The following is an 18,142-nucleotide window of genomic DNA, read 5'->3' on the forward strand; positions in this document are numbered from 1 at the left end:
TTTCAAGGTGACCGTCTACGGCCAACGGTTCGGAAAATGCGGCACTAAAAGCAGAGAGCGTTTTCGCTCCGTGTGAGAACGCTCTAAATATGAACCACGCTTCCCGGCTGTTTAGCAACCGGGAAAGTATGCTTTCTGACAGACCCCCTGAAAAATGAACGGGATAGGTCCGATGTCGTGTGATGGCAGAGAGGTCTTGCCAATGCCGCCGTTACTGAAGCTGGAGGCTCTGGCCCCGTTGGTGCAGTCACCGTTGCACCCTGAAGGTGCCTCGTTCGAGGTCCGGGCTGGAACGACCGTCGCCATCATGGGGCCGTCCGGGTGCGGGAAATCCCGCCTGTTGCGGACCATCGCCGATCTCGAGCCGTCCAGTGGGACGGTTTGGCTGAATGGGCAGGAAAAGAAGACCATACCCGCTCCGCTCTGGCGGCGCAGAGTGGTCTATTGTGCCGCTGAGTCTGGCTGGTGGGCCGATCGCGTGGGCGATCACTTTCAGCCGTCGGTCCGGTTGACGATGGCTCTGGAGGCTGTCGGGCTTCCGGCCGAGGCGATGGAGTGGAGTGTTCCCCGCTTGTCCAGTGGCGAACGCCAACGGCTGGCTTTGCTGCGTGCCCTGACCTTGCCATCGGAAGACGGCGAGGGCAGGGTCTACCTGCTGGATGAGCCAACCGCCGCCCTCGACCCGGACAGTACTCTGCGAGTGGAGGCTCTGCTGCGCACCGTTCTGTCCCCATCCTGTGCAGTTCTGATGATCACGCATCATCGCGAGCAGGCTGCCCGGCTGGCCAATCGCTTGCTTTGTTTCGATGCGGGACGGCTTGTTGCAAAGGCTCTGGCACCATGATCAACACCAGCACCTATATCGCCCTGCGCGATCTTGATTTGTTCATCGCCTCGGGGCTGGTGATCCTGAATGCCATCCTGTCATTGTTGTTGGGGCTGGGGGTGGCCCGCCAGATGCTGATCGCGGCGGTGCGGATGGTGGTTCAGCTGGCGGTGATGGCGCTGGTCCTGGTGGCGCTGTTCCGTCACGCAACGCCAGCCCTGACCGCGCTGACCTGTCTGGTGATGCTGGTTTTTGCCGGCTACGAGATCAGTAACCGGCAGGCCCGACCCTTGGCGGGCTGGTGGACGTGGGGCCTGAGCACCGGGGCGGTCTTCCTGTCCGGGACCGCCGTCAGCCTGTTGGCCCTGACCACCCAGATCCACGCCGAGCCATGGTGGGATCCCCGCTATGCCCTGCCTTTGCTGGGAATGATCGTCGGCAATACCATGAACGGCATCAGCCAGAGCCTGAATGCACTGACCTCGCAGGCCTATGGCGACCGTCTGGCCATCGAAGCCCGTCTGGCGTTGGGCGGCACACGCTGGCAGGCCTTGCAACCCGCAATCCGGGCTGCGGCGCGGGCTGGACTGATGGGGATCATCAACAGCATGGCCAGTTCTGGACTGGTGTTCATTCCCGGTATGATGGCAGGCCAGTTGTTGACCGGTGTGCCGCCGATGGATGCCGCTCGTTACCAGATTTTGATCATGTTCCTGATTGCGGGCGGGACCGGGTTGGGAACCGTGATCGCCATCATACTGGGAGCATTGCGCCTGACCGACGACCGGCACCGGCTGCGGCTGGAGCGTTTGCAGGTGCGAACGAAGCTTTAGGATAATTTACCCATATATAAAATAAGAGTACTATGGTTGCTGTTCTGAGACAGGGGGCGCAAAAGCAGCCCCGGTGTTGCGCACCACCCCTGCGACAGTACAAGCGACCAAAGACAGGAGGCCATCATGTCAACATCTCAGGAGCATGGATCCGCGCCGATCATGTACCGTGTGTGCTGGGCGTCAGTCGTCGGTGGTGCCTATGGGCAGGGCCGCCCGATGCCGCGTGACGTTGCCGAGTTTATCGCCTATGACGAATCCCTCGCTCATCCTTTGCGGACCTATTGGCTTGAACAGTGCCCCGATGGGCTGGAAAACGGGATGCATCGGGCCAGAAAGCACTGATCATCATGAAACTTGCCATTGCACCCCACTGATCCTGCCGGATCGGTGGGGTTTTCTGTTTTTACTCTTCTGCGGTGTCATCCTGCCCGGCGAGATCAGTCAGCCGCTGGCGGTCGGCGACGAAAATACGGCCCCCCTGGCTGGTGATGCCATCGGCCTTCAGGCGGTTGAGGGCGCGTGAAAAGCTTTCTGGCGTCATCCCCAGACGAGCCGCTACCAGCCCCTTGTCATAGGGCAGGTTCAGAACGATTGGCTCTCCGTCGGCGGTGGCCTGATCGGCATCGCGGAGAAGATCGGCCAGAAAGGCGGCCAGACGGTGGGCGGTGGATAGGAAATGGCGTCGCTCGGTTTCGGCAATCAGTCCATGCAGGCGCTGGGACAGCAGGCCGATGATCTTCATTGCCAGACCGGGGGTTCTATCCACTTCGGCCATCAGCACGGCGGCAGGGATCACCAGCAACCGCCCATCGGCAGCTCCCTCGGCCTGCGCGGGATAGCGGCCCAGACCAAAGGCTGCCGGCTCGGCAAAGCTTTCACCGGGACGGAACACATGGAGAACAGCCTCGCCGCCATCGGCGGTCAGGCGGAATACCTTGACCCAGCCTTCCAGCACCAGAAACAGGTTTTCGGCCAGATCACCCTGACAGAACAGGGTCTCCCCGCGTTTGAAAGAACGTTGATGGCACCGGGCCAGAACCATCTCGCGGGTGCTGACCGGCAAGGCAGCATAGAGCGGAGCCCGTAAAATGGTCTGTTCGTCGTGGACAGAGGGCTGAAAGGGCATGATGCGCTGGGCTTTCAGGAAGACGCAGGGGGGAAGGTGTGGGCTGGATACCAGACCCGCAGGCTGTGCCGGATCGTCCGCAGGATTGCGGGCAACGCCATCAACAGGGACTGCAGTCCGTCAGACGGGGCCTGGAGCAGCGCGATAATCTCCTGCGTGGCTGCATCCAGTGCGGTGAAGCCAAAATTTCGCGCTGTTGCTTGCAAGTCGCGGGTGATGGCAATGGCGCTGGGCCAGTCTTGCTGCTGGGCATGAAGGCGTATGCTGTGGCAAAGGCTGTCGGCATCTCCCAGGAACAAATCAAGAAGATTAAGGGTGTCCTCTTCCCCAAGGGCATCCTCCAGGGCTTGCAAAGTCGCCGGTTTATCCGCCGGAAGGGCTTTGTCGGCAAGAGGGAGGGGTACGACTTGCGCGATGCTGCGTTCCAGATCGCTCAGGGCGATCGGTTTGGTGATGGCCAGCGATGCCCCGGCCAGCAGACTGTCTTCGGCGCTTTGCGGGTCGGTTGCAGCGGTGATGATGATCACCGGCAAGTCCGAAATCGGAGGCGGCAACTGACGCAGGCGGCGCACCGTTCCCAGACCGTCCAGCAGCGGCATGCGCAGATCCAGCAGCACCAGGTCTATAGCGTGCGTTTGCAGGGCTTCCAGCGCTTTCAGACCATTCTCGACGGCAACAACCGTATGACCCAGCCGTTGCAACAGGCCGCTGATGACCTTGCGGTTGACGATGTTGTCCTCGGCAATCAGGACCGTCAGGGGGCGTACCGGTTTCCGGGGGACAACAGGCGGTGCGTCAAACAGTTGGGCGGCGAGGGAGGGCGGTGGTGTCTCTGAGCGGGAGGTCGGGCTTTGCGGCAGGTCGATCCAGAACCAGAACCGCGAACCGCGCCCTTCCTCGCTTTCAAAGCCGATATCCCCGTCCATCAGGGAGATGATCTTGCGGGAAATGGCCAGCCCCAGTCCTGTCCCCCCAAAGCGGCGGGAAATCGAGCTGTTCGCCTGCATGAAGTGGGTAAACAAAAGGGGCTGAACGTCGCTGGCGATGCCGATGCCGGTATCGCTGACGGAAAAATGCAGGCGCTGCAGGGGCGGTTCGGCGGTCGTGAGCACTTCACAGTGGGCAGTCACGCAGATTTCGCCGGAACTGGTGAACTTGATGGCGTTGGAAATCAGGTTCAGCAGAACTTGCTGGACGCGATGACCATCTCCCAGGACAAAGGCTGGCAGCTCGTTCGGAATCTGCTTGGTGAAACGCAGACCCTTTTCTTCCGCTTTGCCGTCCATCAGGGAACAGACCTGCTGAAGAAGCACGCGGGGCGAGAACGGAGCAGCCTCCAGATCCATGCGGCCAGCTTCCAGCTTGGAAAAGTCGAGGATGTCGTTCAGGACGGTCAGCAACGACTGGCCGGACTGGTTGATCGTTTCGGCATAGTCCCGCTGCTGCTCATCAAGATCGCAGTCCAGCAGCAACTGGCTCATCCCCAGAATGCCGTTCATTGGCGTTCTGATTTCGTGGCTCATCATCGCCAGAAATTCGGACTTGGCCCGCGCGGCCTGCTCGGCGGCTTCTTTGGCCCGGCGGAGGGCTTCCTGTTCTGCCCGGCGGGTGGTGGTGTCGCGGACGGTGGAAACAAACAGGTCTTCGCCGCCAATTTCGGCCTGATTGATCGACAGGTCCATCGGGAACAACGACCCGTCACGGCGACGGCCAATAACTTCGCGTGCCGGAATGCCAACCACATGCGAGGAACGGGTCTGGCGATAGTGGGTCAGATAGCGGTCATGGGTCAGGGCGTCGCGGTCCGCCATGAGAACATTGATGGAACGCCCGAGGATATCGACGCTTCTCCAGCCGAAAATCCGTTCGGCGGCGGGGCTGAAGGTGCGGATGTGGCCATAAAGATCAATGGTGACGATGCCCTCGGGGACCGCTTCGACCAGCGCCCGGGAATGGGCTTCGCTGGCCTGCAGGGCGCGGGTCCGTTCGGCCACGGCCAGTTCCAGATTGCGCCGTCCCGTTTCAAGGTCCGCCAACGCCTGATAGCTGCGCAGGGCGGTAATGGTGGCGGTCAGCAGGCTCTGGGCGGTCAGTTCGCTTTTGGCGCGGTAGTCATTGATGTCATAGCGCAGGATCACATCCCGCTCAGGGGCCTGACCGGGCTGCCCCGTGCGCAGGATGATCCGCAGGGCGCTCAGGCCCAGTTCCTCCCGGAGCCAGGGGACCAGAGCCAGTCCGGCATCGTCGGTTTCCATCACCACGTCCAGCAACAGCACGGCAGTGTCGAGGTTTTCGCTTAGCAGGCGGCGGGCCCCGGCAGCCGAGGTCGCAGACAGCATGGTGACCGGGCGACCGGCAAAGATGAAGCCGTCGATCACCAGATTGGTGACATGGTGCATTTCGGGGTCGTCATCGACCACCAGAACCTTCCACGGGGTTGCCCCGGGAATGACGGCGCTTTTCTCACAGGGGTCTTCGGGTAAAAAAGCGATATCGTCGTTCATGGGAGGTCAATACCAGCTATCACGGGTGGCACGGTCTGCCGATGTCCTTCAGGGTGCAGTGTAACCGGTCAGGATGCAAGGGTAACTCAGGCATATCCGACGGTTGCGACACATTTGCAGATATACGTCAATGGTAATATAGTCGTATCATTGGAAACAAATACGATGCTCTGGCCAAAGGATATATTGCGGCGCACCATCCGGATGGCCACGATGAGGGCGTCAGGGCAGCATGTGCAAACATCAACACCTGCTCTAACAGGCCGACAGAGGGGTGTCACGGAAATTTCTTTGGTTTTGCAGGCCATTCCTGCGAACTTGGACCCATTCATTGTAGGGGATTGTGTCCGTCGTTGCGGATATGGTTTCCTGCCAGTCTTTCCTGCCCCCTCGTGTGCCCCTGTCGTCTCAGGCAGGCTCCGCACCACGCGACCCACCTCAAAGCCCAAGGACCCAAGGCTCGAGCCATGAAAACCATCGAGAACAAGACCTTTGACGAGCTGTCGATCGGGGACACCGCGACGATGACTCGCACCCTGACCCGTGACGACGCTGAAATGTTTGCCGTTCTGTCGTCGGATTACAATCCGACCCATCTGGACGATGAATGGGCCAGCCGGTTGCTGAAGTCGCAAAAGATCAGCGGACATGGCATGTGGGGCGGCTCGCTGTTTTCTGCCTTGTTGGGCAATGAACTGCCGGGGCCGGGATCGGTCTACAAGAAACAGGATCTGGTATTCCATCGCGCCATCGAGTTGGGGGATACCCTGACCCTGACCCTGACCTTGAAGGAAAAGGATGCGGCAACCCAGCATCTGGTGTTTGCCTGTGAGGCCCTGAACCAGAAGGGTGAACTGGTGATCGAAGGCACCGCCGAGGTGCTGGCGCCGACGGAAAAGGTTACTTTCGATGCCAGCGCCCTGCCGGAAGTTCATCTGCGCCACCGTCACCATGTTTTCGAGAACCTGATTGCCAAGGTCAAGGAAACGCCGTCGGTGAAGGTGGCTGTCTGTCATCCGTGCGATGAAGTGTCGCTCGGCGGGGCCGTTGAGGCGGCGCGTCTTGGCATGATCGAGCCGGTTCTGGTCGGCCCGTCGGACAAGATCAAGGCGACCGCCGAACAGTACGGTTATGACATCAGCGGCTACGAGATTGTGGATGTCGAACACAGCCACGGTGCCGCCGAGACCTCGGTTGCCCTGTGCCGCAGCGGTGTCTGTGAGGCGCTGATGAAAGGCAGCCTGCACACCGACGAGCTGATGCACGAAGTGGCCCGTCGTGACACCGGCCTGCGCACCGGTCGCCGGATCAGCCATATTTTCGTGATGGACGTCCCGACCTATCCCAAGCCGCTGTACATCACCGATGCGGCGATCAACATTTATCCGACGCTGGAAGACAAGGTGGACATTGCCCAGAACTGCATCGATCTGGTGCAGGTGATGGGGGTTGAGAAGCCGCTGGTGGCCATTCTGTCCGCCGTTGAAACGGTGTACCCGAAAATCCAGTCTACTCTGGATGCCGCGGCGCTGTGCAAAATGGCCGACCGTGGGCAGATCACCGGGGCGATTCTCGATGGTCCGCTGGCCTTTGACAATGCCATCTCGGCCGAAGCGGCCCGCATCAAGAAGATCAGCAGCCCGGTTGCCGGGCAGGCCGACATTCTGCTGGTCCCCGATCTGGAAGCGGGCAACATGCTGGCCAAGCAGTTGTCCTATCTGGCCGAAGCCGATGCCGCCGGTATCGTTCTGGGCGCGCGGGTGCCGATCATTCTGACCAGCCGTGCGGACAGTGCCAAGGCGCGTCTGGCGTCGTGTGCGGTGGCTGCCCTCTATGCGCAGGCCCGCCGCACTGGCCAGAAAAAGCTGATGACCGGCAAGGGAGCTTGAGTCCATGAGTAACGGTATTCTGGTGATCAACGCCGGGTCTTCGTCATCGAAGTTCTCGGTGTATGTGATGGATGGTGGTCTGCACTTTGTCACCAAGGGGCAGGTCGAAGGTATTGGGGTTGGCATCCAGCCCCATTTCTCGGCGGTCAACGCCGCCGGGGAAACCATTGCCGATGAGCTGTGGCCGTCCTTTGAGGTCGGCAAGCGGCATTCCAGCCTGTTGCGTCTGCTGATCGACTGGATCGAGGGCCATCTGGGCGATGCCACCCTGAAGGCCGTCGGCCATCGTGTCGTTCACGGGGGACAAAAGTTTGCCGCCCCGGCGATAGTGACGCCCGAGGTGGTGAGTGAGCTGAAGGGGCTGGTGGCCTTGGCCCCGCTGCACCAGCCGCACAACATCGGTCCGATCGAAACGCTGCACGACATGCATCCCGAGCTGCCGCAGGTGGCCTGCTTTGATACGGCGTTCCACACCACCAAGCGGCTGGAGGCGTCGTTGCTGGGCCTGCCGCGCAAGTATCTGGACGCCGGTGTTCGCCGCTATGGCTTCCACGGTTTGTCCTATGAGTACATCGCCAGCAAGCTGGCCGAAGTGGCGCCGCAGGTGGCCAAGGGCCGGGTGGTGATCGCTCATCTCGGTTCAGGGGCCAGCATGTGCGGGATCAAGGATGGCCGTTCGGTAGATAGCTCGATGGGCTTTACCGCCGTTGATGGCTTGATGATGGGAACCCGCACCGGTGCGCTTGATCCGGGCGTGGTCCTGCACATGGTCCAGAGTGAAGGCATGGACGGCAAGGCATTGGAAAAGCTCCTGTACAAGGACTCTGGCCTGCTGGGGGTGTCGGGGGGGCTGTCCAACGACATGCGCGTGCTGTTGGCGTCGGATGATCCGAATGCCCGCGAAGCGGTTGACCTGTTCGTCTATCGCATCGTCAAGGAAATCGGAGCCTTGGCCTGCGCGCTGGGCGGGATTGATGCGCTGGTGTTCACCGCCGGAATTGGCGAGCACTCCGCTGAAGTTCGCAAGCGGGTGATCGAACAGGTCAAATGGTTGGGCATCACCCTTGATCCGGTGGCCAACCAGAACAATGCCTTGTGTGTCAGTACGTCTGACAGCTCGGTGAGTGCGTGGGCCATTCCGACAGACGAAGAACTGATGATCGCCCGCCACACCCAGCGGCTGGTGTTCGGGGTGTAAATCTGCTGTCACGGGACAGGAGACGACAGCAACAAGATGTGGACTGCATGCTCCATGCCTCGCCGGGGCATTGGCCCCAAGTGAACGTTCGGGGCCGGAGGCCCCGGGCGGGTGCGGACGGCAGTCCACCACCCTCCTTCAACTGTCGTGACTGGGAAAGGCTTACCTCAGAGCATCGCTGTTGATGACCAGCGTCCCTGAGAAAATGTCATGCAAGGCCCGCCGACGGCTGTTGAACAGGGTGAATGCCAACAGCAGCGGGAAGGTGAGGGTTAGATAAAACAGGGCAACCATCAGGACCGCATGGAAAAAGCTCAAAGGGGAGCCTTCCAGTGTGCAGACCTCGATCCCCATCAAGCGCATGCCGATGGTCTGCCCTCGTGGGCCGATGATCAGCAGTGTGTGATAGGCGAGGGGGACCAGCGGAGCCAGCGGCCACAGGAACCAGCCAGCAAGGCCCAGAGTCATAAAGGACAGGGTGCTGATGCCCAGCCATAGCAGGCCACCAATCATCGCCAGAATGATCAGGTCGATCCCGTAAGCGAAACAGCGTTTTAAAGTGATGCCGTCATACAGGAACGGTGCCGCCATGGCGTCGGGCAAGGGGCGCCCACCATAGGATGAGTGAGACGAAGAAGGGGCCATCAGGACCTCGGGTAGAAGTATGGGGTAAAAAGAGCTGGGTCCATTTGATGTGGGGGCGGTAATCCGCGCCGCAAGTGGTGCTTTTTCATGCTTGTTTTCCGGTCAGGCTGAATGCAATCGGGGCCCCTGAAGTGTCTCAGGGGCCCCGACGGTCTGGAAAAGTTTACTGCCCGGTAATCACGCTGGGGATCGGCGGAGCCTCCAGTGGTTTGGGGGCCTTGCCGTCATGGTTGTCTTCACGCAGCAGGATGATGGAAATGCGGCGGTTCTGCGAGCTGTCCGGCTTGTTGGGCAGGAGGGGATCTGCTCCGGCCAACCCTGAAACACGGGCGATGCGGTCATCTTCGATACCGGCCTGTAACAGCACGCGCCGGCTCGCCAGGGCCCGGTCGGCCGACAGTTCCCAATTGCCATACCCGGAAGGGTCGGTGAATCCGGCGCTGTCAGTGTGGCCCGAGATGGCGACCTTTTGCGGCAACTGCTGAATGACGCGACCGACCAGTTGCAGCATCTTGCGGGTATGCTCGTACATGCCGCTGGACCCCGGCGGGAACATCGGCAGGCCATCCTGATCGACAATCTGAATACGCAGCCCTTCCGGGGTATTATCCACCATCAGGCTGTTCTTCATCTTTTTCATTTCAGGCATGGAGCCAATGGCTTCCAGCAGTTGTTTCTGCGTTTCCTGAAACTGCTTGTCTTCGGCGGCCTGACCAGCAGAGGGCTTCACGCCATCGCTGTCACTCTCGCCCGCGCCATCTTCGTTCTTGTCCGATTGCCCTTGCTGGGGATCGGTGAAATCCTGGCCGCCTGACCCGATGGTTGACGGCGGCAGGTTGATGGAGACGGTCGGCTGTCCGGCGTTGGACTGGCTGGCACCTTCCCCGATGACCTGCCCGCCCAGCATGCCGCCTGCACCACTGGGCGTCTGGGACACGGCAGTCGGGGCGAAGTAGTTGGAGATCCCCTTCAGCTGTTCTTCGGTGACCGAGTTCAACAGCCACAGCAGCAGGAAGAACGCCATCATCGCGGTCACGAAGTCAGCATAGGCCACCTTCCACGCACCACCATGGGCGGCGGCACCGCCCTTTTTGATGCGCTTGATGATAATCGGGGACTTGCCGTCTTCTTCTGCCATCGTCCGGAGGATCCTTGCAGTCCTGAGCCATCATGCCCAGCAGGGAAAGAGGAGGAGGGCTCCGGGGCGAAATAACCCCGGAGCGACTGTCACATCAATCACTGGTAAGGTTGGTGATTGTTTCTTCCACTTCCGCAAACGAAGGGCGGACGTGACCGGGCAGGATTTTGCGGGCAAATTCGATCGAAACCTGCGGTGCGTAGCCCTGCATGTGGGCAAGGAGCGCGGCCTTGATGCAGTTCAGATACTCGGTTTCCGACGCAAAGGCTGCCTCCATCGCGCGGGCAAACGGAGCAAAGAAGCCGTAAGACAGCAGCACGCCCATGAATGTCCCCACCAGGGCGGCACCGATCAGATGCCCCAGCACTTCCGGCGGCTCGGTGATCGACCCCATGGTGTGAATAACGCCGAGCACCGCGGCCACGATCCCCAGCGCGGGCATGCCGTCAGCCATGTTGTTGACGGCGTGGGCAACCTCATGGTGTTCGCGATGGTGGGCATCGATTTCCTCGGCGATGATCGTTTCGACTTCGTGGGCATTGTTGGTGCCCAGAGTCAAAAGGCGCAGATAATCGCACAGAAACACCAGCGTGTGGTGATCACTGGAAAAGCCGGGGAACTTCTGGAACAGCGGGCTTTCCTCTGGCCGTTCCACATGGCTTTCCAGCGCCAGATCGCCCTTGGTTTTGGCCAGGCGGAACACCGAGTACAGCATGCTCAGCAGTTCCATATAGCTGGCTTTGCTGTGCCGCGGACCTTTCATCATCGGGCCGAGGGCCTTGATGGTGCCACTGAGAACGGCCTTTGGACTGCCGATCACAAATGACCCGAAGGCCGCACCAAAAATGATGATGAATTCGAAGGGCTGCCAAAGGACGCCCAGATGGCCGCCGTTACCGGCGTAGCCGCCGATCACGCTGCCCAGAACAATGATTGTGCCAATGATGACTAGCATGAAGCCTTCCGTCGCCCCGTGAGACCGTGGTGATCATAACGGCCAATACCCTAATGAGGTTTTAATCAACGGTTACTGAAACTTCAACGAAAACCGATGCGCAGTGCAAAACTTCCTTCGCAATCGCTAAAAAAGACGCTGAAACACCTTGGATTGTAGAGCCTTTGGCAAATCTGTCGTTGGCTCGCCAGACCTTTCATGCTAATTCGGAATAAGGTCAGGAAGCGCGGCCATGAAATCAGGTGGAAGAATAATGGAACTGGATGAGCGTTCATTTCGTAAGGCATTGGGTTCGTTTGCCTCTGGCGTGACGGTGGTTACGGCAACCGACGCCGATGGCGCGCCGGTGGGGGTCACGGTCAGCGCCTTTTCGTCCCTGTCGCTGACACCGCCCCTGATCCTGTTCTGCCTTGACCGCCGCAACAAGGCGCTGGATGCCTATAGCAAAGGCCATTTTGTGGTCAATATCCTGCGCGAAGATCAGCGTCAGGCATCAATCCAGTTCGCCAGCAAGGTTGACGACAAGTGGAAGGGCATTGCCTATACCACCAACGAGCACGGCGTGCGGATGATTGAGAACAGCCTGGCCCAGATGGAATGCTCGGTGCATGAAGTGCTGGACGGCGGTGACCACCTGATCATCATCGGTAAGGTCGAAAAGATTGAATGCCAGACCGGTGGGCAGCCGCTGCTGTATTTCCGTGGGGCCTATGCCGATCTGGGCGAAGGCGTCTGAAGCGGTTTGCATCGCCGTTGTGCAGCATGAAAAAAGCCAGCCCTGATATTGGGCTGGCTTTTTTTTGTCATGCCGAACGCGGTTTTTACCCCATGTTGACGATGATCGTCTTTTTGTGGGTGAAGTGTTCAAGCATCGATTCCAGCGTGGCTTCCTTGCCAAGGCCCGACAGCTTGGTGCCGCCATAGGACAGGTTGGGCTGGACCACCAGGTTCTGGTTGACCTGCACAAAGCCCGCCTCCAGCCGGTGGGCAGCATCAAGCGCCGTTTTCAGGTCACGGGTCCAGATGGTTGCCGCCAGCCCGTATTCGGAATTGTTTGCCTCGGCCAGCACCGCTTCGTAATCGGTGAAGCGGAACACGCAGCAGACCGGGCCAAAGATTTCTTCGCGGGCCGGGGCGGCATCGGCAGGCAGGTCGGTGAAGATCACCGGCTGAATGAACAGCCCATCCTTCAGGGAAGGATCCTCAGGCAGCTGCGAGCAAACATGCGCGGTGCCATGCTTTTTGCCTTCGGAAATATAATGCTGCACCCGTGCGAACTGGTCGGGGGAAATGATGGTGCCGATGTCGGTGGCTTCGTCCAGTGGGTCACCCATCTTCATCGCATCGACGTTGGCCTTCAGGCGGCGGACGAATTCATCGTGCAGGCTGTCGTGAACGTAAATCCGCGAGCTGGCGGTGCAGCTTTGCCCCTGACGGGTAAAGCGCATCCCCGCCGTTGCTCCGGCGATGGCCTTTTCCAGATCGGCATCGCCCATAATGATCATCGGGCTTTTGCCGCCCAGCTCCAGCGTGACCGGGATCAACTTGTCGGCGGCCATGCGCGAGACGATCTTGCCGGTTTCGACCGAGCCGGTGAAGGTCACCTTGCCGACCTTGGGATGCGACACCAGCGGAGCGCCGCATTCCGGCCCAAAGCCGGAGAGAATGTTGAACAGGCCGGCGGGCAGCACCTCGTTCATGATCTGGCAGACGCGCAGAACGGTCAGTGGCGCTTCTTCGGCGGATTTCACCACCACCGCGTTGCCTGCGACCAGTGCCGGGGCAACCTTCAGCGCCATCAGCAGCAGCGGTACGTTCCACGGAATGATCGCCCCCACCACGCCGATCGGCTCGCGCACGGTGACGGTCAGCATCGAGGGGTTAAAGGGGACGCTTTCCCCCTTCAGTTCTGATGCCAGCCCACCAAAGAACACAAAGGCATCGGCCAGAACGCTGGCTTCGATCCGGCTTTCAGTGCGCAGGGCCTTGCCGGTTTCCAGCGCAATCAGGCGGCCAAGTTCATCCACATGGTCCATCAGGCGGCGACCACATTCGACCACCAGCTTGCCGCGTTCGCGGGCAGGCATGGCTTTCCAGGCCTTTTGCGCCTTGGCGGCTGCCGTGACAGCGGCGTCAACATCGCGGGCGTCGCCCTCGGCGGCGGTCCCGATCACGGCCCCTGTCGCCGGGTTGATCACGTCAAACGACGTGCCGGAGGCAGCCGGAACCAGAGCGCCGTTGATCAGGTGCAATCCTGACAGCGAGCGGGCGAGGGCGAACGGATCGGTATTCGGGGTGATGGTCATGAATGAACTCCGGCGGTTGTTTTCAGTCCTGGACGTTGGACCTGTTTGTTGTCTGTCATGATCGTGCCGGTGTTCCCGAGCTGCTGGCGGGCGTGGAATGCCCGCTCAGGAGGTCAGGTACCCGGTTGGCAGGGTTGACAGGAAGTCGGCAAAGACATCCCCCTGCACGTTGACATGGCGATTCATCGCCTTTCCGGCAGCTTCGGGATCCACGGCGAGGATCGCTTCGACCACCTTTTTGTGCTCGGCAAGAGATTCGTGGATACGGCCCGGACGGTTGAGCTGGTGACGGCGATAGGGGGCTGTCCGGTTGTGCAGGCTGCGGGTCATCTCCTCCAGCACATGGTTATGGCTGCCGTTGTAAATGGCATCATGAAACTGGCGGTTGTTGGTGTAATAGGCGTCAAGGTCGACCTGTTCGGCAAACTGGTCGGCTTCGGCGATAATGGTCTGCAAGGCATGGCGTTCGGCTTCGGTCATCCGGCGGGCGGCCAGACGGGCGCACATCCCCTCCAGCTCCGCCATGATCTCGAACATTTCGATCAACCGGGGCAGGGTGATCACTGCCACTACCGCTCCTTGCCGGGGGCGGACTTCGATCAGGTGAGAGGCAGACAACTGGCGCAAGGCCTCGCGCACCGGGGTGCGGGAGACGTTGAACCGCTGCGCCAGTGACTGTTCGTCCAGCCGGTCGCCGGGTTTCAGGCGACCGGTGAAAATTTCTTCTTCCAGCGTGCGGCGCAGTTGGTCGGCACGGGTTGGGTTGTGTTTTGACATGGGCCGTCAGTCTTTCCAGGCAAGAGCCGCCTTGGGCGGAGGGTGATCTTCCGTTGTAGGCGGCTTCGGCGACTTTTGGAACCCCACAGCGCGGCATTTCTGCACAGGATACCTGACTGTGAATCGCTCACCTGCAATTATTGTATACATTTATGTGCCATTTGGTATCCAAAAAAACAACGCGGTGAAAAAATTGCCTCAGCGTATGATGATCCATACCGGGAAGATCAAATTTCCGCGCATTCCACCACCAGCAATTCACCACAAGGAGAAACCATGACCGCAGGCGATATCCCGGCAACTCCACGGTTCGGCACCGTGCGCTGTCTTCGGCCCGAAGGCTTCCGGGCGATGGCCTATACCGAATGGGGAAGCGAGCACAGCACGCGTGTGGTGGTCTGTGTCCATGGGTTGACCCGCAACGGGCGCGACTTTGACTGGCTGGCCGCGGTTCTGGCCGGGCAGGGCTATCGGGTGGTATGCCCGGATGTTCTGGGGCGTGGCAGTTCGGACTGGCTGCTGGACCCGACCGGCTATGGCTATCCGCTGTACATGGCTGATCTGGCCGCCCTGCTGGCGCGTTATGAGGGCTGCGACATCAGCTGGATCGGCACGTCGATGGGCGGGCTGTTGGGAATGTTCCTCGCCGCAGCCGACAAGACCCCGATCCGGCGGCTGGTCATGAACGACGTCGGGCCGTTTTTGCCCAAAGCGGCGCTGGAGCGCATTGTGGAGTACGTGGGGAAGGCACCCACGTTCAGCTCTCCGGCATCGGCAGAAAGCTATCTGCGCACCATTCTGGCCGGGTTCGGGCCGCTGAGTGATGCCCAGTGGCAGCACCTGACCCAGCACAGCGTCAAGGCACAGACGCAAGGGGGCTTTGGTCTGGCCTATGATCCGGCGATTGCCGTGCCGCTACAGGCTGCTCCGGTGGATGATGTGAACCTGTGGCCGGTCTGGGGACAGGTCCGCTGCCCGGTGCTGGTTATCCGCGGTGCCCTGTCCGACCTGCTGCCGGTGGAGTGTGTGGCAGGCATGCGTGCCAGCCATCCGGCATGCAGCGAGTTCACCGTACCGGAGACGGGCCATGCGCCGCTGTTGGCTTCGGCGGCAGAGCAGGATGCGATCCTGAGATGGTTGCGGGCGGCGGAGTAGATTTATTTAAAGTGGTGAGCGCAAGGTTTTGCGCATCATCACTCCGTCAGATCACAGGGCATGACAGTTGGTGGAAACAGTGCAGGCTGCCGCCTGAACTGCTCGGGGGATAATTCCCCCGAACCCCCCATCTTTCTTTAAAAATCAAATCAATGGGGTCCGGGGCCTCAAGGCCCCGGCGAGGTATGGAGCAGCGCTCCATGACCCTTCTTTCTTTTTGTTGCCTACTGTGGCATGGCTTATTTTAGTTGTTGCAGGCGCTTGGCGGCATCAACGGCGAAATACGTCAGGATGGCTCCGGCTCCGGCGCGCTTGAAGCACAGCAGGCTTTCCAGGATGACCTTTTCCGGTGACAGCCAGCCGTTGTTCACCGCCGCCATGATCATGGCGTATTCGCCGCTGACCTGATAGGCCCAGGTGGGAACCTTAAAGGTGCTGCTGATGCGCTGAATGATGTCGAGATAAGGCATGCCGGGTTTGATGATGACCATGTCGGCGCCTTCTTCCAGATCGATGGCGACTTCGCGCAGCGCCTCGTCGGTGTTGGCGGGGTCCATCTGGTAGGTTTTCTTGTCGCCGCCCTGCAGGGTGCCGCCGGTGCCGACCGCATCGCGGAACGGGCCATAGAACCCCGAGGCATATTTGGCGGCGTAAGAGCACACCTGCGTATCAATGAACCCGTGCGCATCAAGACATTCACGCACCGCCCGAATGCGGCCATCCATCATGTCTGACGGGGCAACCACATCGCTGCCAGCCTGCGCCTGCACCAGCGCCTGCTTGCACAGGGCCTCGACGGTTTCGTCGTTGACGACATAACCATCACGCAGGATGCCGTCATGGCCCGAGGTGGTGTAAGGGTCCAGCGCCACGTCACAGATCACCCCCAGATTGGGCAGGGCGGCCTTCAGGGCGCGGGTGGCGCGGCAGATCAGGTTGTCGGGGTTGGCGGATTCGCTGCCCTCCAGATCCTTCAGGTGCTCCGGGGTGCGCGGAAACAGGGCGACTGCCGGAATGCCCAGGTCGTGGGCTTCGCGGCAGGCTTCGACCAGACGGTCAATGGAGTAACGGAACACACCCGGCATTGACGGAACCGGCTCGATCTGGTTTTCGCCTTCGATAATGAAAACCGGCCAGATCAGGTCATTCGCCGACAAGCTGTTCTCGGCCACCAGACGGCGGGACCAGTCATGGCGACGGTTCCGGCGCAGACGGATATGGGGGAACGGGCCGGTGAACGAAAGAGTGTCGGACGATGTGCTCACAATGACTCCTTTGCCGGAAAGAGCGGCGTATGGTGTGCTTCACAAAGGCTGACCCGCCGTCACCCTCCAGCGGATAACGGCGGGCCATGGAAAAAGGCTTTGAGTGTTTACACCTTTTCAAGCGCCTGGGCCAGATCGGCCAGAATGTCTTCGGGGTGTTCAATCCCGATCGACAGGCGGACATAGCCCGGCGTCACACCCGAAGACAGTTGATCTTCCGGGGAAAGTTGCGAATGGGTGGTGCTGGCCGGGTGGATGGCCAGCGAGCGGGCATCCCCAATATTGGCGACGTGATAGAACAGGTTCAAAGAGTCGATCAGCTTCTTTCCTGCCTCGACACCGCCCTTCAGTTCAAAGCCGATCAGGCTGCCGTAGCTGCGCGTCAGATAGGCATCGGCGCGACGGCGGGCTTCGCCGGTTTGCAGGCCGGGGAAGGTCACCGAGGATACCTTGGGGTGATCCTTGAGGAAGTCGGCCACCTTGAGGGCGTTTTCACCGTGGGCGCGCAGACGCAGGGGCAGGGTTTCGACGCCCTGAATCAACTGGAACGAATTGAACGGGCTGATGGCCGCGCCCATGTCGCGCAGCAGGGTGCAGCGCATGCGCAGGATGTAGGCAATCGGTCCCAGCGGCTTGACCGCCTCGGTCCACACCGCGCCGTGATAGGACGGATCGGGGCGGTTGAGGGTCGGGAAACGCTCGCCATAGGCTTCCCAGTCAAAATTACCGCCATCAATCACCAGACCACCGATCGAGGTGCCGTGCCCGCCAATCCATTTGGTGCCGGAATAGAGCACCACCGCAGCACCATGGTCCAGCGGACGGCAGATTACCGGGGCGGCGGTGTTGTCAACGATCAGCGGAATGCCGAGCGAGCGGCCAATATCGGCCACTTCCTTGATCGGGAACACCTGCAGCTTGGGGTTCGGCAGCGTTTCGGCATAGATGCAACGGGTGCGTTCGTCGGCGGCGGCGCGGAAGGCTTCGGGGTCTGCCGGGTCAACAAAGCGGGCTTCGATACCCATTTGCTTGAAAACGTTGGCAAACAGGTTCCAGGTGCCGCCGTAAAGGTCGGTCGAGGTCAGGAAGTTGTCGCCCGCTTCGCACAGGTTCAGCACGGCATAGGTCGAGGCCGCCTGCCCCGAGGCCACGGCCAGGGCCGCTGCGCCGCCTTCCAGTGCGGCAATGCGCTGTTCCAGCGCATCGGTGGTGGGGTTCATCAGGCGGGTATAGATGTTGCCCAGTTCTTTCAGGGCAAACAGGTTCGCCGCATGGGTGGTGTCGTGGAATTCATAGGACGTGGTCTGGTAAATTGGCACCGCGACGGCGGTCGTTGCCGGGTCGGCGCGATAACTGCCACCATGAAGGGCCAGTGTCTCAGGATGGGTGCTTTTGAAATCCATGGCGGACGTCTCTCCTTGAGAAGTGCGGGCGTACCCCGGCAGGCTCTGCCGGGTGGGGGGGAGGGGGTGGACCGTTGAGGTCTCATTTTTCCCGTTCCGAAACGGTCATATCACCGTTC

Annotated in this window: 16 protein-coding genes; 7 read left to right on the forward strand and 9 right to left on the reverse strand. The window is 60.5% G+C overall.

Annotated features, from left to right (window positions below; translation table 11 throughout):
• Positions 1-202: 202 nt before the first annotated feature.
• From BW995_RS03060 to BW995_RS03070, 3 genes are all read left to right on the forward strand, one after another.
• Complete coding sequence (locus BW995_RS03060; RefSeq protein ID WP_076398687.1) at positions 203-844, forward strand: ABC transporter ATP-binding protein; 642 nt, start codon at positions 203-205, stop codon at positions 842-844.
• Complete coding sequence (locus tag BW995_RS03065) at positions 841-1,659, forward strand: ABC transporter permease (protein WP_076398688.1); 819 nt, start codon at positions 841-843, stop codon at positions 1,657-1,659. The genes BW995_RS03060 and BW995_RS03065 overlap by 4 nt, the downstream gene beginning before the upstream one ends.
• Before the next feature lie 126 nt (positions 1,660-1,785).
• On the forward strand, positions 1,786-2,004 hold the full coding sequence (locus BW995_RS03070) for a hypothetical protein (protein ID WP_139332729.1): 219 nt from the start codon (positions 1,786-1,788) through the stop codon (positions 2,002-2,004).
• A 61-nt stretch (positions 2,005-2,065) separates the two neighbouring features.
• Here BW995_RS03070 and BW995_RS03075 read toward each other — a convergent pair whose 3' ends face one another.
• Together BW995_RS03075 and BW995_RS03080 are read right to left on the reverse strand one after the other, a co-directional pair.
• Entirely contained in the window at positions 2,066-2,788 is a 723-nt protein-coding gene (locus BW995_RS03075) for a Crp/Fnr family transcriptional regulator (RefSeq protein WP_084194524.1), read from the reverse strand.
• Positions 2,789-2,802: 14 nt separating this feature from the next.
• Positions 2,803-5,292, reverse strand: coding sequence for a response regulator (locus tag BW995_RS03080; protein WP_076398690.1), 2,490 nt, complete (start codon positions 5,290-5,292; stop codon positions 2,803-2,805).
• A 467-nt stretch (positions 5,293-5,759) separates the two neighbouring features.
• Between BW995_RS03080 and BW995_RS03085 the strand changes: the two genes are divergently transcribed.
• Together BW995_RS03085 and BW995_RS03090 are read left to right on the forward strand one after the other, a co-directional pair.
• Positions 5,760-7,181: a bifunctional enoyl-CoA hydratase/phosphate acetyltransferase gene (locus BW995_RS03085; RefSeq protein ID WP_076398691.1), complete on the forward strand. Its 1,422-nt coding sequence runs from the start codon at positions 5,760-5,762 to the stop codon at positions 7,179-7,181.
• A gap of 4 nt (positions 7,182-7,185) precedes the next feature.
• Positions 7,186-8,379, forward strand: a complete 1,194-nt coding sequence (locus BW995_RS03090) for an acetate/propionate family kinase (protein WP_076398692.1) — start codon at positions 7,186-7,188, stop codon at positions 8,377-8,379.
• Between the two features lie 162 nt (positions 8,380-8,541).
• On the opposite strand, the gene BW995_RS03095 is transcribed toward BW995_RS03090, so the two are convergent.
• From BW995_RS03095 to motA, 3 genes are all read right to left on the reverse strand, one after another.
• Positions 8,542-9,024, reverse strand: a complete 483-nt coding sequence (locus tag BW995_RS03095) for an RDD family protein (protein WP_084194525.1) — start codon at positions 9,022-9,024, stop codon at positions 8,542-8,544.
• A 163-nt stretch (positions 9,025-9,187) separates the two neighbouring features.
• Entirely contained in the window at positions 9,188-10,162 is a 975-nt protein-coding gene (locus BW995_RS03100) for a flagellar motor protein MotB (RefSeq protein WP_076398694.1), read from the reverse strand.
• Positions 10,163-10,256: 94 nt separating this feature from the next.
• A complete protein-coding gene (gene motA, locus BW995_RS03105; RefSeq protein WP_076398695.1) occupies positions 10,257-11,117 on the reverse strand; it encodes a flagellar motor stator protein MotA in 861 nt (286 codons plus the stop codon).
• 253 nt (positions 11,118-11,370) lie between these two features.
• Here motA and BW995_RS03110 point away from each other — a divergent pair, with 253 nt between their 5' ends.
• Positions 11,371-11,853 carry a flavin reductase family protein gene (locus tag BW995_RS03110; RefSeq protein ID WP_076398696.1) on the forward strand — a complete coding sequence of 161 codons (483 nt, stop codon included), beginning with the start codon at positions 11,371-11,373 and terminating at the stop codon, positions 11,851-11,853.
• 85 nt (positions 11,854-11,938) lie between these two features.
• Here BW995_RS03110 and BW995_RS03115 read toward each other — a convergent pair whose 3' ends face one another.
• Positions 11,939-13,423, reverse strand: a complete 1,485-nt coding sequence (locus BW995_RS03115; RefSeq protein ID WP_076398697.1) for an aldehyde dehydrogenase family protein — start codon at positions 13,421-13,423, stop codon at positions 11,939-11,941.
• 105 nt (positions 13,424-13,528) lie between these two features.
• Positions 13,529-14,200, reverse strand: coding sequence for a GntR family transcriptional regulator (locus BW995_RS03120; protein WP_076398698.1), 672 nt, complete (start codon positions 14,198-14,200; stop codon positions 13,529-13,531).
• A 276-nt stretch (positions 14,201-14,476) separates the two neighbouring features.
• Between BW995_RS03120 and BW995_RS03125 the strand changes: the two genes are divergently transcribed.
• Positions 14,477-15,355 carry an alpha/beta fold hydrolase gene (locus BW995_RS03125; RefSeq protein ID WP_076398699.1) on the forward strand — a complete coding sequence of 293 codons (879 nt, stop codon included), beginning with the start codon at positions 14,477-14,479 and terminating at the stop codon, positions 15,353-15,355.
• Positions 15,356-15,594: 239 nt separating this feature from the next.
• Here BW995_RS03125 and hemB read toward each other — a convergent pair whose 3' ends face one another.
• Both hemB and BW995_RS03135 read right to left on the reverse strand, forming a co-directional pair.
• A complete protein-coding gene (gene hemB / locus BW995_RS03130) occupies positions 15,595-16,620 on the reverse strand; it encodes a porphobilinogen synthase (RefSeq protein ID WP_076398700.1) in 1,026 nt (341 codons plus the stop codon).
• Positions 16,621-16,727: 107 nt separating this feature from the next.
• Entirely contained in the window at positions 16,728-18,023 is a 1,296-nt protein-coding gene (locus BW995_RS03135) for an O-acetylhomoserine aminocarboxypropyltransferase/cysteine synthase family protein (RefSeq protein WP_076398701.1), read from the reverse strand.
• Positions 18,024-18,142: the final 119 nt, after the last annotated feature.

It is taken from the genome of Insolitispirillum peregrinum (genome assembly GCF_900156605.1).
GTDB lineage: Bacteria > Pseudomonadota > Alphaproteobacteria > Rhodospirillales > Rhodospirillaceae > Insolitispirillum > Insolitispirillum peregrinum.

Bases quoted from the DNA above. Each gene is read 5' to 3' on its own strand.
- BW995_RS03060 (WP_076398687.1), top strand. From the start codon at position 203: ATGCCGCCGTTACTGAAGCTGGAGGCTCTGGCCCCGTTGGTGCAGTCA.
- BW995_RS03065 (WP_076398688.1), top strand. From the start codon at position 841: ATGATCAACACCAGCACCTATATCGCCCTGCGCGATCTTGATTTGTTC.
- BW995_RS03070 (WP_139332729.1), top strand. From the start codon at position 1,786: ATGTCAACATCTCAGGAGCATGGATCCGCGCCGATCATGTACCGTGTG.
- BW995_RS03075 (WP_084194524.1), bottom strand. From the start codon at position 2,788: ATGCCCTTTCAGCCCTCTGTCCACGACGAACAGACCATTTTACGGGCT.
- BW995_RS03080 (WP_076398690.1), bottom strand. From the start codon at position 5,292: ATGAACGACGATATCGCTTTTTTACCCGAAGACCCCTGTGAGAAAAGC.
- BW995_RS03085 (WP_076398691.1), top strand. From the start codon at position 5,760: ATGAAAACCATCGAGAACAAGACCTTTGACGAGCTGTCGATCGGGGAC.
- BW995_RS03090 (WP_076398692.1), top strand. From the start codon at position 7,186: ATGAGTAACGGTATTCTGGTGATCAACGCCGGGTCTTCGTCATCGAAG.
- BW995_RS03095 (WP_084194525.1), bottom strand. From the start codon at position 9,024: ATGGCCCCTTCTTCGTCTCACTCATCCTATGGTGGGCGCCCCTTGCCC.
- BW995_RS03100 (WP_076398694.1), bottom strand. From the start codon at position 10,162: ATGGCAGAAGAAGACGGCAAGTCCCCGATTATCATCAAGCGCATCAAA.
- motA (WP_076398695.1), bottom strand. From the start codon at position 11,117: ATGCTAGTCATCATTGGCACAATCATTGTTCTGGGCAGCGTGATCGGC.
- BW995_RS03110 (WP_076398696.1), top strand. From the start codon at position 11,371: ATGGAACTGGATGAGCGTTCATTTCGTAAGGCATTGGGTTCGTTTGCC.
- BW995_RS03115 (WP_076398697.1), bottom strand. From the start codon at position 13,423: ATGACCATCACCCCGAATACCGATCCGTTCGCCCTCGCCCGCTCGCTG.
- BW995_RS03120 (WP_076398698.1), bottom strand. From the start codon at position 14,200: ATGTCAAAACACAACCCAACCCGTGCCGACCAACTGCGCCGCACGCTG.
- BW995_RS03125 (WP_076398699.1), top strand. From the start codon at position 14,477: ATGACCGCAGGCGATATCCCGGCAACTCCACGGTTCGGCACCGTGCGC.
- BW995_RS03135 (WP_076398701.1), bottom strand. From the start codon at position 18,023: ATGGATTTCAAAAGCACCCATCCTGAGACACTGGCCCTTCATGGTGGC.